The organism is Fictibacillus sp. NRS-1165, assembly GCF_050468105.1.
GTDB lineage: Bacteria > Bacillota > Bacilli > Bacillales > Fictibacillaceae > Fictibacillus_C > Fictibacillus_C terrinigri.
The window spans coordinates 81,246-98,161 of the sequence record NZ_JBDPNU010000026.1; the positions used below are offsets into that span (position 1 = coordinate 81,246).

At 44.0% G+C, this 16,916-nt stretch carries 16 protein-coding genes, 2 pseudogenes and 1 other annotated feature; of the genes and pseudogenes, 2 read left to right on the top strand and 16 right to left on the bottom strand.

The window, feature by feature from the left end:
* Positions 1 to 4 precede the first annotated feature (4 nt).
* The 12 genes from ABHN01_RS13050 to ABHN01_RS13105 form a co-directional block, all read right to left on the bottom strand.
* Positions 5 to 1,075 carry an XdhC family protein gene (locus tag ABHN01_RS13050; protein WP_429875894.1) on the bottom strand — a complete coding sequence of 357 codons (1,071 nt, stop codon included), beginning with the start codon at positions 1,073 to 1,075 and terminating at the stop codon, positions 5 to 7.
* Entirely contained in the window at positions 1,076 to 1,864 is a 789-nt protein-coding gene (locus tag ABHN01_RS13055) for a response regulator transcription factor (RefSeq protein ID WP_429875895.1), read from the bottom strand.
* A 298-nt stretch (positions 1,865 to 2,162) separates the two neighbouring features.
* Positions 2,163 to 2,444, bottom strand: coding sequence for a DUF6509 family protein (locus ABHN01_RS13060; protein ID WP_429875896.1), 282 nt, complete (start codon positions 2,442 to 2,444; stop codon positions 2,163 to 2,165).
* Between the two features lie 84 nt (positions 2,445 to 2,528).
* Positions 2,529 to 3,776, bottom strand: a complete 1,248-nt coding sequence (locus tag ABHN01_RS13065) for a glutamate-5-semialdehyde dehydrogenase (RefSeq protein WP_429875897.1) — start codon at positions 3,774 to 3,776, stop codon at positions 2,529 to 2,531.
* On the bottom strand, positions 3,773 to 4,897 hold the full coding sequence (proB, locus tag ABHN01_RS13070; protein WP_429875898.1) for a glutamate 5-kinase: 1,125 nt from the start codon (positions 4,895 to 4,897) through the stop codon (positions 3,773 to 3,775). Before proB ends, ABHN01_RS13065 begins: the two co-directional genes overlap by 4 nt.
* 49 nt (positions 4,898 to 4,946) lie before the next feature.
* Positions 4,947 to 5,170: a binding site (T-box leader), on the bottom strand.
* 66 nt (positions 5,171 to 5,236) lie between these two features.
* Complete coding sequence (locus ABHN01_RS13075) at positions 5,237 to 6,511, bottom strand: ammonium transporter (protein WP_429875899.1); 1,275 nt, start codon at positions 6,509 to 6,511, stop codon at positions 5,237 to 5,239.
* On the bottom strand, positions 6,508 to 6,918 hold the full coding sequence (locus ABHN01_RS13080) for a hypothetical protein (RefSeq protein WP_429875900.1): 411 nt from the start codon (positions 6,916 to 6,918) through the stop codon (positions 6,508 to 6,510). The genes ABHN01_RS13075 and ABHN01_RS13080 overlap by 4 nt, the downstream gene beginning before the upstream one ends.
* A gap of 202 nt (positions 6,919 to 7,120) precedes the next feature.
* Positions 7,121 to 7,612 carry a DinB family protein gene (locus ABHN01_RS13085; RefSeq protein ID WP_429875901.1) on the bottom strand — a complete coding sequence of 164 codons (492 nt, stop codon included), beginning with the start codon at positions 7,610 to 7,612 and terminating at the stop codon, positions 7,121 to 7,123.
* A gap of 61 nt (positions 7,613 to 7,673) precedes the next feature.
* Complete coding sequence (gene spoIIP / locus ABHN01_RS13090; protein WP_429875902.1) at positions 7,674 to 8,813, bottom strand: stage II sporulation protein P; 1,140 nt, start codon at positions 8,811 to 8,813, stop codon at positions 7,674 to 7,676.
* The gene (locus ABHN01_RS13095) at positions 8,797 to 8,979 is read right to left on the bottom strand and encodes a hypothetical protein (protein ID WP_429875903.1); all 183 of its coding nucleotides are present in this window, start codon (positions 8,977 to 8,979) and stop codon (positions 8,797 to 8,799) included. The genes spoIIP and ABHN01_RS13095 overlap by 17 nt, the downstream gene beginning before the upstream one ends.
* Positions 8,980 to 9,962: 983 nt before the next feature.
* Positions 9,963 to 10,454, bottom strand: a complete 492-nt coding sequence (locus ABHN01_RS13100) for a DinB family protein (protein WP_429875904.1) — start codon at positions 10,452 to 10,454, stop codon at positions 9,963 to 9,965.
* Positions 10,429 to 10,680, bottom strand: a complete 252-nt coding sequence (locus ABHN01_RS13105; protein WP_429875905.1) for a hypothetical protein — start codon at positions 10,678 to 10,680, stop codon at positions 10,429 to 10,431. Before ABHN01_RS13105 ends, ABHN01_RS13100 begins: the two co-directional genes overlap by 26 nt.
* 151 nt (positions 10,681 to 10,831) lie before the next feature.
* On the opposite strand from ABHN01_RS13105, the gene ABHN01_RS13110 reads away from it, so the two are divergent.
* The gene (locus ABHN01_RS13110; RefSeq protein WP_429875906.1) at positions 10,832 to 11,347 is read left to right on the top strand and encodes a DoxX family membrane protein; all 516 of its coding nucleotides are present in this window, start codon (positions 10,832 to 10,834) and stop codon (positions 11,345 to 11,347) included.
* Positions 11,348 to 11,407: 60 nt separating this feature from the next.
* Here ABHN01_RS13110 and ABHN01_RS13115 read toward each other — a convergent pair whose 3' ends face one another.
* On the bottom strand, positions 11,408 to 12,127 hold the full coding sequence (locus ABHN01_RS13115) for a YebC/PmpR family DNA-binding transcriptional regulator (protein WP_429875907.1): 720 nt from the start codon (positions 12,125 to 12,127) through the stop codon (positions 11,408 to 11,410).
* 121 nt (positions 12,128 to 12,248) lie between these two features.
* Here ABHN01_RS13115 and ABHN01_RS13120 point away from each other — a divergent pair, with 121 nt between their 5' ends.
* Positions 12,249 to 13,370, top strand: a complete 1,122-nt coding sequence (locus ABHN01_RS13120) for an NAD(P)/FAD-dependent oxidoreductase (RefSeq protein WP_429875908.1) — start codon at positions 12,249 to 12,251, stop codon at positions 13,368 to 13,370.
* A gap of 37 nt (positions 13,371 to 13,407) precedes the next feature.
* Here ABHN01_RS13120 and ABHN01_RS13125 read toward each other — a convergent pair.
* The 3 genes and pseudogenes from ABHN01_RS13125 to ABHN01_RS13135 form a co-directional block, all read right to left on the bottom strand.
* Positions 13,408 to 14,335 (bottom strand): annotated as a pseudogene (locus ABHN01_RS13125) (phosphotriesterase family protein).
* Between the two features lie 113 nt (positions 14,336 to 14,448).
* Positions 14,449 to 15,885 (bottom strand): annotated as a pseudogene (locus ABHN01_RS13130) (AMP-binding protein); the annotation flags it as partial.
* A 54-nt stretch (positions 15,886 to 15,939) separates the two neighbouring features.
* On the bottom strand, positions 15,940 to 16,914 hold the full coding sequence (locus ABHN01_RS13135) for a quinone oxidoreductase family protein (protein ID WP_429875909.1): 975 nt from the start codon (positions 16,912 to 16,914) through the stop codon (positions 15,940 to 15,942).
* Between the last annotated feature and the right edge of the window lie 2 nt (positions 16,915 to 16,916).

Here is a 16,916-nt window from a genome sequence, read left to right on the forward strand (position 1 = left end):
TCAGCTAAAATGCCAGTTCACCTACTTTCGTTTGCAGGTACTTTGTAAAACTTGTCTTTTTCATAACCTGAAGGGATTGTCCGCTCCCCTTCCCTCGATGTACCATTACCATTTCAGCAAGGATACTGAGTGCGATTTCTTCAGGTGTTTTTGCTCCAATGTCAAGCCCTATTGGACTATAAAGCCTGGAGAGCCGGTCCTCATGAAACTTCTTGCCAAGACTGTCCATCAGCTCGTACGTTCGTTTGTTTGGTCCAAGGACTCCAATATACGCAGCATCTGTTTCAAGGATGTGCTCAAGCAACAGAAGGTCCTGATCAAAATGATGAGTCATGATCACCACAAAAGAATGGTTTCCTATTTCTGGATCTGGCCATTTTCCTTTTGGAACGCATAGCAGTTGATCCGCCTGGGGAAAATTCTGTGTGTTCACAAAAGACGGACGGTGATCAATGATGGTGATGTGCCAATCCAATTGCTTCGCACCGTTCACGAGTGGTACTGCATCAGGCCCTGCTCCGAATAACGTCAACCTCGGGGAAGGTGTGATTTTTTCTGTAAAAACGAGGACCTTTTCATTCTCATAAGCAACTGTGTCAAGCCCTGATTTCACGTGATCCGTATTAGGTGCTACCACCCACTTTTTCCCTTTTAAAGAGGGAGTTTCTGCTTCGATGATTGTCGTCAAGATGGTTTCATGGATAAGGGCGTTTTCATAGAGTTCTAGAGTGCGTTCTGTGTTTTCTCTAAGCTTTACGGGGTCAAACGGTTCCAAAAGAATATCGATCGATCCGTTGCAGCCAAGGCCAAGCCCCCAAAGATCATCGCCTTTGTCTCGAAAATCATAGGCCAGCGTTTTGCAGGAAGAGTGATCCAGAACTTCCCGGGCGTGTTCCACCAAATCGCCTTCCACACATCCTCCGCTCAATAAGCCTGTCAGCTTTCCGTCTTCTGCCCAAAAACATTTGCTGCCTTCCTTTTGATAGGTCGACCCTTCAGTACGAATAATCGTACCGAGAACTCCCCGAATGCCATTTTCAGCACATCGATTCATTTCGCGATAGATAGGAAGCATTTAAGCACCTCCTGCTGATATAGTGAATCCCGGTTCTGCTTCTAAATGAAATTGCTCACGGTATTCGCTCGGTGTAATTCCCAGCTGCTTTTTAAATGTGGTGGCAAAGTATCCTGAATTAGCAAACCCAGAATTATTGGCGATGACTTCGATAGGCAGTGAAGACATTCGCAATAGTGCTTTTGCCTTTTGTACTCTGACAAAAGACAGGTATTCAACAAAGGTCATTCCAGTATCTTCTTTAAACATTTTGCTGAAATAAGAGGGGCTCAAATAAACTTTGTCCGCGAGACCCTTTAGGGTTAGCGGCTCACTGTAATAGAGTTGCATATATTGGATAGCGCTCCCGATCGGATTTTTTAGGTCTGCTGTGAAATAATCTTCACCTGTTTTCATCACACGGTTCACACTTTTTCCAAGGACCGGGATCAGAACTCTGTCCAGCGTTTCAATCAATTCATTTTTAGAAAGCGGTTTCAATAGATACCCTAAAAATCCAGCATTAATAGATGACTGAACAAGTTCAAACATCTTTAACTGGGTAATCACGATGATGGGGAGATCAGGATACAGTTGAAGGGCTGTTTTGCCAAAGGCCATACCATCCATGTCGGGCAAAGAAAGATCAATCATCAGTGCACTTGGCTTACTTTGTTTCAGAAGCAGCATCCCCCGGTTAGCCGTGCTCGATTCATAGATAGATAGGAAGCTGTATTTGCTTTCTGTTATTAACAAGCGGACTTCCTTGCGGCTTTGTTTATCATTATCGACAATGAGTAACTCAGACACTTGTGCCCCCCCTCACATATTTAGGTTAACGCGATAGAGTAAAAAGCAGTTTTAAAATCTGACAATCATTTTTATAAAATTTAATTTTCTGATCATTCTCATACTAATGGACATAGTAAACGCCTGGTTCTAATTTCTTGCTTTGGATCTTTTAAAATCTTCTTTAGTATGAAATATACAATAAAATGTTTATTTCTCGGCTGCACTTGAAAAAAAGTATCCCAGGTCTTTTCCAGGATACTTTGAACGAATTTCCAGTATGATGAACTGGACCTGTTCTTATATGTTTTTCATCGTTTTACTGGACTTGGCTTCGGCAGAAATCTTTAAGTTCTGCCAATTCATCATCTTCTAATTCAAAATCTAAAGGATTGTTTGTGATTTCTTCGTATACGTGGTATTGAACAATTCGGGACTCTTGAGGCAGCTCAGCATAAATCAGTTTAATATATACGCCATTTTCCATATACAATTCATCATCTTCTTCTACTTCAATATGTATGATAAATTCGTATCGGTTCCCCTCGAGGATATTGGTAGGATCCTGCAGCTTTTCAAGTGTATGTCTAATCACATTCATAACAACATGTACCTCCTTATGGTGTATACCTTATTATACCCTTGGAAAGCCAAAGAACAACAACCGAAGAATTTTGTGTTCCTCTTACTCTCGTATTTGTCCCTTTCCTTTAATGATATATTTACTTGAGGTTAAGGCGGGTAACCCCATAGGCCCCCGTGCGTGAAGCTTTTGTGTACTGATGCCGATCTCAGCGCCAAATCCGAATTCGAAACCATCCGTGAATCTGGTTGAGGCGTTATGATAAAGAGCAGCAGCATCAACCAATTGAAAAAAGAATCTTACGTTCTCTTCGGATTCTGTGATAATGGCTTCGGAATGCTTGGAACCGTATTGGTTGATATGCTCAATGGCTTCCGTTGTGCCTCGAACGGTTTTTATCGCTAAAATATAATTTAAGTATTCGGTTTGCCAGTCTTCCTCAGTCGCAAGGAACAGAGATGGAAAGAGCTCGTGAATGTTCTGGTCCACTCGCAGCTCGACCCCTCTCTCAATGAGGATTTCCACCAGCTCCTTGATGTGTTCTTTTGCCCAGGCTTCATCCACAAGCACCGTTTCTATTGAATTGCAAACCGAAGGGCGCTGTGTTTTGGCGTTGAGAACAATGTCGATCGCCATTTGTGGATCTGCACTTTCATCGATAAACACGTGGCAGTTTCCTGCACCTGTTTCTAGAACAGGGACAGAAGCATGCTCCACGACCGCTTGGATTAATGCCTTGCCGCCCCGGGGAATCAAAACATCAAGATACTCATTCAGTTTAAACAACTGTGCCGCTGTGTCGCGGCTCGTATCTTCGATTAATTGAACAGAATCCGTTGGGAGGTCACTTTTCTCCAGTGCCTTATGGATAACAGAGACTAACGCTTTGTTTGAATGGATAGCGGATGAACTCCCTCTAAGCAGGACTGCGTTTCCCGTCTTTAAGCAAAGACTGGAGGCATCGACTGTTACATTGGGCCTTGCTTCATAAATCATCCCGATGACTCCTAGAGGTACAGTTACCTTTTCAATCATGAGTCCATTGGGACGTTTCAATGTTTCCAGCACGTTTCCTGTTGGATCCGGTAAAAAGGTTAGTTGTTCGAGTGCTTCGGCCATGTCTTTAATCCTTTGTTCATTAAGTATCAGACGGTCAACTAAGGAATCGTGTAAACCGGCAGCCTGGGCATGCTCGATATCTCTTTTATTTTCCTGCAAGATATAAGGTGTGTCTTGGATCAACTGGTCCGCAATAAACTGTAACGCCTGATTTTTTTGTGAAATACTCTTCGTGATGAGATCAGTGACCGCTCTTTTTGCTTTTTTCGCTTTGGTTATTAATTCACTCATACCATTCTCTCCTTTATCATGGACAACCATCTGTTGCGATGAACAACTTCAGGATGCATATTATTTGTCTTTTCCATCGCTTCCTGACTTGTTAATCCTTTAACCATTTGTAAGTCTTCAGAAGAGTATTGAACTTGGCCTTTACCAATGACCTCCTGAGCGGAATTGATGATCTCTACAACATCGCCGGAAGAAAAAACGCCTTTGATATCGAGGATTCCTGCAGGAAGCAAACTTTTTCCTTCATGCTGGATGGCCGTTGCTGCTCCTTCGTCAATTTCTATCACTCCGCTGATGGGAGAATGAAAAGCCATCCATTGTTTTTGTGTTTTTAATGCGGTTGCAGGGGAGTTACCGATATACGTTCCGTCCCCATTCTCATCTAAAATATCAAGCAGTTTTTCCTTGTTTGATCCTGTACCCACAAAGAGGTTTACCCCTAAAGACAGAGCGGTTCTTGCAGCCAGGAGTTTTGATTTCATGCCTCCTGTACCAAATTTAGATGCTGATGCCATGTTCGTCATCTGGATATGGTCATCTGTGATCTCGGATAGAAAATCATATCGATGCGCTGTTGGAACGGTTCGCGGATCTTGATCATACAGTCCATTGATATCCGTTAATATCATCAAAAAATCCGCATGTACGAGGCCGCTTACAAGGGCAGAGAGCATATCATTGTCTCCAAAGGTCAATTCATCGATTGCGACGGAATCGTTCTCGTTGATGATTGGCAATACGGACCGTTTCAACAGTTCGGATAACGTGGCATAGGCGTTGCTGTACTGCGCTTTTTTATAAAAATCACTTCGGGTTAAGAGGAGTTGGGCCACTATGATCCCATGCTTTTTGAATCCTTCACTGTAGGCTTGAATCAGCAAACCCTGTCCCACAGCAGCGGCGGCTTGTTTGCCTGCGGTTGTCACCGGACGAGTGGGATACCCTAAATCGGTAAACCCGGCTGACACCGCTCCAGAGGAAATCAAAATCACTTCATGACCCCTTTTTCTTAATTCTGCGATTGCGGTGACATGTTCGGTAAGTTTACTCTTGCTTAGCCCTCCGTTCTTGTTTGTGAGTGAACTGCTTCCTATTTTAACTACAATCCGTTTCTTGCTCATGCATCCACCGCTCCTTCCGATTCATTAAAAAAGACCCTTCCCATCCTTCGAAAAGGACGGAAAGAGTCTATTATCCGCGGTACCACCTTTATTAGCATCATTATAAACAATGAAGCTCTCTTAACTCCCATAACGCGGGAAACGGTTAGGTTATTCGCCTAACAGCTCAAGGGGTAGGTTCAATCATTTTAGTACGGTGGAATCTTTCAGCCTGATGAATTCCACTCTCTTTCGCCTAGTTACAGATTTACTGGCCCCTATTAACGCACTCATTAATTTTTAAGAATTATTATGCAGTATTATATTCAAAAATGTCAAGAAAATTCAGCTTTTTTATCATCAATCATTCTCATTTTGATGAAGATAATCACTTTCGTACCTGATGAACTCCTGCTCTTGAAAAGCAGCTACCATACCATGGTAACTAATATCTAATCCAACCGTTTCCTCTTCTTCAGTTGAACGAACAGGTATCCATAATTGAATGAATTTCAGGCCGACCCATGTTAGAACAAAACCCCAAACGCACAAGACAAGAAGTCCTAAAAGCTGAACGCCTAACAAATGCCAGCTCCCAGTCGTGATCAGTCCTTTATCAGCAGCAAATAATCCTACTGCCAGGGTTCCCCATATGCCAGAAACGGCATGGACGGGAAACGCGCCTACGGGATCATCGATTCTTTTTACCTCTAACCAGTACGTGGCGAACAGCATCAATAACCCGGATACCGCTCCAATAAGGATAGCGAAGGGATCACTGACAAAAGCGCACCCTGCTGTGATGCCGACCAAACCGGCTAATGATCCATTAATGACCGAAGGCGCATCCGAGCGCTTATAACGAAATAGTGTATAAAGCATGGTCGCGGCACCGCCTGAGGCTGCAGACAGCATTGTTACAATGGCGATATGGCCAATTCTTGCGTCAGTGGCACTTAATGTACTTCCTGCATTAAAACCAAACCACCCAAACCAAAGTAAGAAGGCACCTACAGATGCTAAAGGAAGATTACTCGGCAGGGAGACGGTACTTACTCCTTGAGGAGTGAATTTCCCTTTTCGAGGACCGATAAATATAGCTGCTGCCAAAGCAGAAAATCCACCCAGTGCATGAATTACTGCGGAACCGGCAAAATCCTGCATTCCGAGTTTTCCTAGCCATCCTCCGCCCCATACCCAATGTCCTGCAACCGGGTAAATAAAAATGGTCATGATGACGGCATAAAGGATATAGGCACGAAAATTAATTCGCTCAGCTACAGCGCCAGATACGATGGAAATGACGGCAATAACAAAAGCAGCCTGGAATAGCCAAAAGGTATCTATGGAAATTAAAAATTTCAAATGTGATAGGTCGCCTTGTATCAAGAAACCATTCGTACCGATCAATCCCAAGAAATCTTTTCCATACATTAAGCCAAACCCGATGAGATAAAAGCAAAGGGTACCGATTGTTATATCTGCAAATACCTTCATAATGATATTGACATTATTCTTATGTCTTACAAAACCCGCTTCTAATAAAGCAAAACCGCCCTCCATGAGAATAATCATAGCTGCAGTCAAAACAACCCATATGGTATCGACTCCAGTATTAAGTGTGTGAATGGTCATGTGGCATTCCCCATTTTCCTGTACATATTGATTTCTCTGATCATCTCACCAGATAAGGTAATTTCATTTCTTGATGTTTCTTCGTTAAGGACGTGAATGGAATGATCCAGCTCAAAAATGCTTTGTTTTATCTTGTCTATTTGATGAAGCGGCTCTTTTACATGTGCAATGTATTCAACGGCTTGATGATGGCTTGGTGAACGGCCAGTAAATAATTTTCGAAATGGGGATAGTGATTGATAGAAGGTTTCTTCGGCGTTTTTCTTTTGGATGTATTTATTTATCTTATTTTTAATATGCTCGATTTCTCGTTGTTTTTTCGTTCTAATGAATTGCAGCATCTTTAACAGTTCTGCAGGTGAAATATGAATGCTAATATTTTGATGGACTTCATCGCGAACTAACATGTAAATACCCCTTACAATTCAATGTTATATTTTCTGACATTATATCGATAAGTTTTCTATACGTCAATCCTAGAACGGAAAAATTCATTAGATGATTCTAAAAATTATTATTATTTTTAATACGGTACGTGAAATTTTCGGTTCAACCTGTGCCCAAGAAAAAAGAGCATTCGATTTTACTCGAAAGCTCCAGCTTACCCTATTAATCTCCAACTCCAAGCACATCGGTGTTTGCTGGTTCGTAACCCATCTGTCTGGCCATCGCCATGATCTGGCCTTTATGATGAAACTCATGGGTTACCACATGGAGCAGCAGCTGTGCCGCTGTTATGGAAATCGTGTCTCCGTTTTCCCGCCAAGGGATTCTGCGTATGATGGGATCGTTCATTTGCTTCTCTTGCCTTTTCAAAACTTCATCAACATAGGCATCAGCCAGTACAAATCTCTGTTTGATCTCTTTCAAACTCACCTTGGAAATGTTTTCTTTTGGTGTCAGCGGTGTTTTTGTAAGCAATAAAACATAGGACCCGAGCCAGGCATGATAGCAGTCTGCCGCATGAATCAGGGTGTCACGTATGCTTTGGAACCCGAACCCCTCTATATTTCTTGTGAGATCGTCTGGGTGAAGCTCTTTACAAAAGTTCAAGACGATTTCTCTCGTCTCTTTAACCCATTCATATTCAATTTTATTCATATTTCTATCCTCCTTCATTAACATTAAAAAAGAGCTGCGGAAACAGCTCTTTTTTAATATTCTAATTCGCATCTCCATTTACCTTCTCTGCCTGCCAATAGTAGCTGCTGAATACATCTGCAAAAGCATCGGCAGTTCTGTATAGTTCGCGGAAATCGTTATCAATTCCACCCATTTCAATCAGCATGGCGTTGTTCGAGAGATCCTGATTATAGATGCCGTTGCCTTGGGATTTATTTTTAATAATGACCCCCCTGCTGAGATGAGGATATTGTTTGTTCACCAGCCTGTTCAGTTCTTCTGCGATCTGCAGGTTCTTCTCAAAAGACGGGTGTTCTCTTCCCACGATAAAACATAACCGCGCATAGGGCTGGTTCTTAATAGTGATCGTGGTCATTTTCCTCGGCTGGGAATCGCGATGGATGTCGATCAGATAGGAGAGATTCCGGTCTTGTGAGATGGCATGCTGGACCGTTTCTCTGGAAAGTGCATACGCTCGATTGGTGCTCCACTTTCGGGCGTTCAGCTTCTCCCCTACGTTTGTCGTGTCATGGTCTACACCAATTCCTCTGCTCTCCAGATCCTGTTTTAACCGGTCGCCTACCGCAATGATATTGGTCTTTGGATTGGAACTAGTGAATTTTCCTCCTTGCAGAATCGGCCGGAATGATTCATAGCTGTGTGAATGGTAGATATAAACGACTTCGCCTTTCGTTTTTAGTTTCGGCGGTGGAATATTCTCCTGTGGCTTATCAATATCGACATTCTTTTTATTCGGTTCGTTCGGTTTTAAAATCTCTTGAAGCGGCAATGTTGGTTCGATCGGAAGGGTAGAATAGGTTGTCCCTTTTCCAGCGATATAAATTTCCGAATCATAGATCGCAAAGCCCGGCAGTTCTGTTCCGATCAGACTTCGAGGGTCCCCTGGCCTCAGGTTGGTCATGAGCTGCAGCATAATGGAAGAAGCAGCGGGGGGCTTGCTTTCTTTTGGCAGGACCTGTGTATAATAAGGGTTTTCTGAACCAATGGCATAAACTAGCGCCTCAGTCGTAAAGTTATTGAACCACTTCTTGACCAGTGAGGATGAAACATCGAATTTAATCTCTGAAGATGAGATAAATCCTGCAACAAAGAAAAGCAGGATGCTCAGGAGAGAAACTTTGATCCCCGTTGAGAACAATCTATTATTGCTGTCTCTCATCCCATTCCTCCTCCTCTTTAAGATCAACCGCAATATAAGCTAAACAAACCATGATGAGTCCGGTTACCAAGAAGCCGACTGTATATAGCGAGGGCAGATAAAGATAACTGAACCCTGTCGTGGAGATCATGATAAGAAGCCAGAAGTACACCGCTTGAAGTCTCATAGAATTCACCTTCTTCCGTCCGTTTCTAGTAAACAATATTCAATCTGAGAGATTTTATTCTAAAAAAGATGGAAGAAAGTACAAAAAACAGCTCTTTTGACACAGCTGTTTTCGTAGACCAAATGCCAATTGTGTTTTTGAGGTTTGGTTTCTCACAAAAATTACTCATGGGCGGCAATTTAAAGTGTTGCAGGTAAGAAACCCGAGCTTAGCTATGGCAGGAGGTGATCCTTGCGACAGAAAAGAATCAAGCGATATTGAAATCTGTTTGCTCATACAAAAGAGAGTGGAAAGGCAGCCAGATTAAAGCAGGACAAAAAATTTCCAAAAGAATTAAAGGTTGACTTTGATATATTTATACAACGTTACCTTGTCTCGCAAGGAAAAGCATTCCAGGAATGGCCAGAGTTAACGATTACGAAACAAAAGAAGACGAAACGGAATAAAAAGAAGTGTGTGCAACTAAGGCTTCTCTACCTTTATCACAGGTGGTTTTGGAGGCGGTAACAATTTAGGTATAGGTGCTGGTTTATCGTTCTTTACTTCCTTCTTTGCCACGTTAGAACCTTGTTTTTCTTCAGCATTCTTGTTTACCATAGAATTTCCACAGCCAGCCAAGAACACTGTTAAAACAATAGGACAATGAATCCCTTACGCACAATAGAACCTCCCTTCTCCTACGAGACATCTTTTCCTTTAGTCGTTAATGATTTAATTATTGCTTTAATCCAATCAATAAATGAGTCCGATAATTATAAACCTTTTTTAATTTCCATTAATCTCCTAATCCGGGAATAAACTATGATCTCTGAACTGTCTATAGGTGATTCTGTGTTTATTTTTCCAATGCTGCTGCACAAATCAAAAGCAAGTATTTTGTTTTAAGCAATGTCTTTTTGAAATCAATTCTGTTCAAAAAAAAGAACTCAATGCTCAATTATGAGTTCTTTAAGCATCTTCTTTTAATTAATATCTGTAGCCATTTATGTTCTGTTACGTACGAAATGAGGTTCGATGAGATCCGTATCCGGCGGGGTATAGCCAAGTTGTCTGCCTATTTTTACGATCTGTCCTTTATGGTGAAACTCATGGGTGATGGTGTGCGTAAATAGCCATAAAGGGGTTGTTTCCATGCTGCCAACCTTCAAAGAAACTTCAATTGGGTGATCCCACTTGCCATGAAATTCATTCAGAAATTCATGAACTATGGCGTCCGTTTTCCTAAAAACCTCGCGCATTTCCTGTACATCGTTAACGGACTTCGGTTGTAAGTGATGAATTGGCTTTCCGAGAGCACGAATCCCCAACCATGTCCAATAACAATCCGCTACATGAGCATGCAGACTGCGAATTGAATCACCGCCAAAGGAATCAAGATCTTTAACATAATCTGCAGGTAATAACGCTTCACAGTAATTAAATAATGATTCCCTCGTTCGTTGTATGCAATCATACTGGCTTACGAATACATCCATCCTTACTCTCCTCCCTTTTTCTGCCTCCTTTATTGGTTTTCGATATTTTATTCTCTAAATGCAGATGAAATCCTTTGAAAAATTGATCATCTAACCTGCCTTTTAATTTAATTATTGCGATGCCGATCAAGGATAAAATCTCTGTCAGCTGAAAGAGCTGCTGAGCGGCTATGGTGTCAACGATGGGAACCCCGGATAAATCAATAAACAACTGGGTGATTTTCATCCATACATTTTTCCGGACAGAAATATCACTTCTTTGACTGGTTCTTTTTAACTGCAACTTTTTACAGGAATAAAACTATTTTCACATTGACCGGGGTCGGATCAAATGTGATAATGATAATCGTTATCATTTAAAGTGAAGGAGGAACTTCATGTTCATTCAATGGTTAAGAGTAAATCGTATAGCCTCTTTTTTGCTTACCGTGCTTCGATTGTATCTGGGAGTTAAGTGGATTCAGGCAGGATGGGAAAAAATCAGCAGCGGCCATTTTGATGCCAGTGGTTTTATGATGGGAGCTATTAAACAGGTCTCTGGTGCCCATCCAGCTGTTCAGCCTTGGTGGGGTGATTTTTTACGAGAATTCGCTTTGCCGAATGCCGGGATCTTTAATGTCCTGATTCCATGGGGCGAATTTTTGGTAGGACTTGGGCTGTTGTTAGGCATGTTTACGAGCTTGGCTGTATTCATGGGCCTAACGATGAACTTTGCATATCTCTTCTCAGGCACAACCTCTGTCAACCCGCAGATGGTCTTAGTCGGTATGATTGTTCTCGCTTCAGGCGCCAATGCCGGGAGAATCGGTCTTGATCACTGGGTAAGGACTTATCTGGAAATCAAATTCAGTAAGAAGGAAGCTTCTGCTGCTCCATTATCCCACAGTGCGTAATAGAATAAAAAATACATGATAAAAAGCAGACCTTCGAATTCGAAGGTCTGCTTTCTCTGTTTATTCACTGAGATCTACGTTATGGTATACCTGCTGTACGTCTTCCAAGTCTTCAATCGCATCGATCATCTTTTCAAATTGAGCTTTTGCATCCTCAGGAAGTGACAGATCGTTTTGTGCAAGCATTGTTAGTTCAGCAACTGTAAAATCAGTGATGCCGGCGTTCTTGAACGCCTCTTGGACGGCGTGAAATTGGTCAGGCTCCGCATACACGATAACAGAACCATCTTCTTCAATGATATCGCGAGCGTCTACATCCGCTTCCATAAGAATTTCCAGTACTTCGTCCTCTGTTTTGTCTTCGATGCCGAATACTGCTGTGGCCTCAAACATGTATGCTACTGAACCGGACACACCCATGTTTCCGCCGTTTTTAGTAAAAGCTGCACGGACATCTGCAGCGGTGCGGTTCACGTTATTGGTCAATGCATCTACTATCACCATTGATCCGTTCGGTCCGAATCCTTCGTAACGGAGTTCATCGTACGTTTCGTCCGATCCGCCCTTTGCTTTCTCTATTGCCCGGTCGATGATGGTTTTGGGAACACTGTATGTTTTCGCCCGTTCAAGAACGACCTTCAATGCCTGGTTCGATTCAGGATCGGGTTCCCCCTGCTTTGCAGCCACGTATATCTCGCGTCCGAATTTAGCGTAGATCCGGCTCGTGTTGGCATCTTTTGACGCTTTTTTCTCTTTAATATTGTTCCACTTACGTCCCATTATGTTTCCACTCTCTTTCAACATCATTTTCATTTCTTATTATACATAAAAAGGACTTATTTCTCTATTCTGCGATTCGGTTATAATAGATGAGGACGATGAAGTAAAGGATGCTGAAAAAATGCAAAGATGTATTATTATTGGAGCGGGGATCCTCGGCGCTTCTGCTGCTTATCTTTTAAGTAAAAAGGGTGCCGATGTCATTCTTGCCGACCGGAAAGATCAAGGGCAAGCCACCGATGCAGCAGCAGGCATTATTTGTCCCTGGCTGTCACAGCGCAGGAATAAAGCATGGTATGCCCTGGCGAAAAATGGCGCAGCTTTTTATCCGAGTTTAATCGAGCAATTAGAAGCTGATGGCGAAACTGAAACAGGTTATGCCCGGGTAGGTGCCCTCAGCCTGCATCATGAACCTGAAAAGCTGAAGAAAATGGAAGAACGGGCATTAAAACGAAAAAAAGAAGCCCCCGAAATGGGAGAAATTAAAATCCTCAGCCCTGAGGAAACACGCGCCCTGTTTCCTGCTCTAAGAGATGATGTTGGAGCCGTTCATGTAAGCGGCGCCGCACGTGTCGATGGGCGTGCTCTTCGTGATGCTTTACTTAGAGGAGCCAAAAAAAACGGAGCGGTCTTGCTGCAAGAAGATGCCTCCCTCTTATTCAGCGAAAAAAAGGTGACGGGGATAAAAGCAGGCAGTGAAACCTTTGATGCCGATAAGGTTATCGTATGTGCGGGGGCTTGGGCGAACGAACTGTTCGAGCCCTTAAATATCCGTATGAACGTAACTTATCAAAAAGCGCAGATCGTACATCTTCAGCTTCCTGACACCGATACACGCTCGTGGCCGGTGGTTATGCCGCCAAGTGATCAATACGTTCTGGCGTTCAAAAGCGGCCGGATCGTAATTGGAGCCACTCATGAAAACGATCCGGACGGCTATGATCACCGCATAACTGCAGGAGGCCTGCAGGAAGTGTTTGCTAAAGGACTCAATACGGCCCCTGGTCTTTCCGGAGCTTCTTTTACCGAAGCTAGAGCTGGTTTCCGTCCTTTCACTCCTGGCTTTCTCCCGGTGATCGGCAAATTGCCGGACTGGGAAGGCGTGCTGTTTGCCAATGGGCTCGGTGCTTCCGGATTAACGATGGGTCCGTTTATCGGAGAGCAGCTTGCTAAACTGGCCTTGGGAATGGAACTGGATATAGATCTATCCCTCTATCCGGTTGAAGAAACCATCCAATCCTAACAAAAAAAGCAGCGGATTTCCGCTGCTTTTTGCATGCTCAAGAGTTGACTTTCGCGGCCATACCGCTGAAAAGACCTTGGGCATTCTTATTAAACATCTTTTCCAATTGCTGGCCGCTTACTCCTCTTTCCTTTAAAACCGGCAGGATGTTGAGAAAAAGGTGAGCCGGTGTCCAGTTCTCAATGATAGCAGCAAGCTGGTCCGGCAACACCGGCGGTCTCCCTAGCCAAATATTCACCGTATCATGAGACAGCAAAATCTGATTTTCATAGCCGTCATCGAGCAAGGCGATTAGCATGTCGATCCGTTCCTGATCAAATGGGGCTCCTACCAGCCCTTGCGGTCCGAATCGGTCAAAGCCAATGCGCACTCCTTGGTCCAAGACTTTCTTATGATAAGATGGGTCCGTATTGCCGCACATGTGTCCGATAATAATATTTGCGGGATCAGCACCATGGTCAAGAAGAAGCTTTGCCTGCTCAGGGCCCATCGTTCCTTCTTGTGTATGCGTTAGGATGACGATCCCTGTTTTTTGCTGAACGCTGGCTGCTGCCCGGAAAAACATGGCTTCATAGTCGGTGATCTCGTCCTTGCTGGATGCCACTTTAATAATCCCTGGTTTTATACCCGTTCCCGCAATGCCTTCTGTGATCTCGGCCAGAAACATTTCATAAATGTCCTGTTCAAATGATCTGAAGTCCGGTGGCTTCTGAGACCTTTTTTAAAAAAAGAGGGTTCCGTCCGCATTCATTCGGGGTGGGATCTACGACGGTATCTACTCCATGGGATGCCATCACCTGGGCAATCTCTACAGCTTCCTTAAGCGCTGCTTCCTCATTAAAGCTTCCAAGCGTAACATCGCCTTGAAAGCCGGGATAGCCGAATATAAAATGCTCATGGATCAGTGTCTTACCAAGCTGATTTGCAGAGATAGGACCAGTTACTGTTTCTACTATTGAACTCATCGCCCGGATACTGTACAGCCGGGTGGCTATAGAGAAGCGATTCAACTTCAGTCGGCCAAACTTTAAAGCCTGAAGCATTGATCATCCGCTTGACGCGGTCGACCATAAAATAATTCGATGATCTCTTTTTCTGATACCCTGCCGCGATCGGTATCATTTAAAATAATAAAAGCTTTAACTGATTCACCTCGTTTTGGATCGGGAATGCCGACGACACAGGCCTGTTAGCCGTCATCGTCAAATCTGCCGATATCCCCTGTCCGAAAAAAGGCTTTGCCGTCCCTTTCAAAGAAAGACTGCTGTGTTTCTTCTGGACGGTTGTAGTAGCCCTGGAACACTTGCGGTCCGGAAACGACAATTTCACCGGCTTCTCCCACTCCCAGTTCCTTTAGGGTGACGGGATCCACTATTCTTGCATCAACATCAAAGGAAGGTATACCGAGGCATTGCAGCTTTGACCGGTCAGGCGGGTTAAAATGGGTATGAGAGATCGTCTCTGAAAGGCCGTATCCTTCGACAAACTTTAACCCAAGCACTTGGTAAAGCTTTTCCCCGACTGCTTCCGGCAATGCCGCTCCGCCTCCAGCTATGCTTGTTAAGGACGAAAGATCATAATCACAGAGGTGAGGATTGGCCAGGAAATCGATGACCATCGTACTGATATTCACCCAATGAGTGACCTGATAAGACTGGATCGCTTCAGCTGCCGCGTTCCGATTCCAACGCGTCAGCATCACCATCGCAGAACCGGAAAAAATCGGTGCATGCATGCTATGGAGCATGCCGGTCACATGGAAAAGAGGGAGCGTGGTGAGATGAACGCTGTCGGAAGTAGTATTCATCCAGTTCACCGCGCTGACAACATTCGCCTGAATCGTCCTGTTCGTATGAACGCAGCCCTTTGGCAGACCGGTCGTGCCGGAAGTATACGGCAAGCAAACAATATCTCCAGCTTCTCCTCTATAGGCAGATGGCTGATAGCCTGCCTTGAGAGCATTCCTCCACAAATGATGGTGTTCTCCTTCAAACCGTTCGCTTTCCTCTTTTACCGTCTCTGGAAGATTCTCGCCGGTTCCTTCTGAAGGAAGGTAGTCAGAATACGCAGCGATGAGAAGGTTTTTCAGACAGGCTGCCGTTAGAAGCGGGCTGATTGAATCATATAACTCCTGCCCGATCACGGCTGATTCAATTTCACAATCTTTAATATAAAATTCCAGCTCATGTTCCGTGTTCATAGGATTAATGGGTACGACAACTGCCCTTGCTCTCATGATGGCATAGAAGGCAATAAAATACTGAGGTGAATTTTGCATAAAAAGCATCACCCGGTCACCGGCTTTTACCTTCAGCTCACTTTCCATATAGCCTGAAAGAAGATCGACTTCACGGAGGAGCTCCTCATATGTATAAGAAGCCCCGTAGTAGATCAGCGCTGTTTTTTGGGGATACCTTCTCGCGGAAACAAGGAGATTATCGTAGAGTGTTGTGTCTGGTACCGTCAGTGTTTTACTGACCCGCTTTGGCCAAAAAGGATAATGGCGAGTATTCACAGCTTTCCCCTCCTGATAGTTGATCGAAAATGGGATCTGCATGCTATTTTGTGATTATGGCTTTAAGAGCAGCTTTCCTTTAGTTTTTCTTGATTGCAGCAGGTCGTGAACCTGTGCCGCTTCTTGTAATGGGAATACATCACCAATGGTCAGCTTCAGGCTTCCTTGAGACAAATAGGTGAACAGTTCTTGCAGGCTCGGCTTTAACAAGTCCGGTCTTCTCATGATCTGCGGAAGGAAGAAACCGATAACCGACTGATTTTTCCCCATGAGATTTGAAGGATAAAACTTGCTTGGCTCACCGCTTGCGACGCCATAGATCACGAGTCTGCCGAAAACAGCGAGACATTTCATCGTTTTATGAAAGACTTCTCCCCCAGCCATCTCAAGAGCGACATCCACTCCTTTTCCGTCTGTCGCTTCAAGGACCTGTTTTTCCCAGTCTTCTTCCGTATAATTCACGGCAACATCAGCACCCAGCTGCCGTGCGAGCTCGAGTTTGTCCTCGGAACTTGCTGTGGCAATAACCTTCCCGGCTCCAAAAAGCCTCGCAAGCTGGACAGCGATTGTTCCGACTCCTCCTCCTGCTGCATGGACAAGAACGGTTTCTCCTTCCTGCATTCGCCCCATCGTCTTCAGGATATGGTAGGCGCTTAACCCTTGCAGGGGCAAGGCGGCTGCCTGCTGGAAATCAAGATGATCCTCAAGAGGAATAATAAATCTTCCGTCGGCCAATGCGTATTCTGCGTAGCCTCCTGACTCGATCAAGGTAACTACCCTTGTACCAGGTTTTATATGAGAGGCTTTTTCACCGGTTTCAACGACGGTTCCTGCCACTTCTGCACCAGGAACAAAGGGCAAAGGAGTGGGAACGACATATTGGCCTTCTCTGCGTGCAGTATCTGCATAGTTCACGCCAACCGCATGAATTTCAATCAGCAGTTCATGGCCTTTTGGAACCGGTTTGTCGATTTCTACATTTTCAAGTACCTGCGGGCCTCCGTATTCTTTAAATCGTACAGCTCTCATTT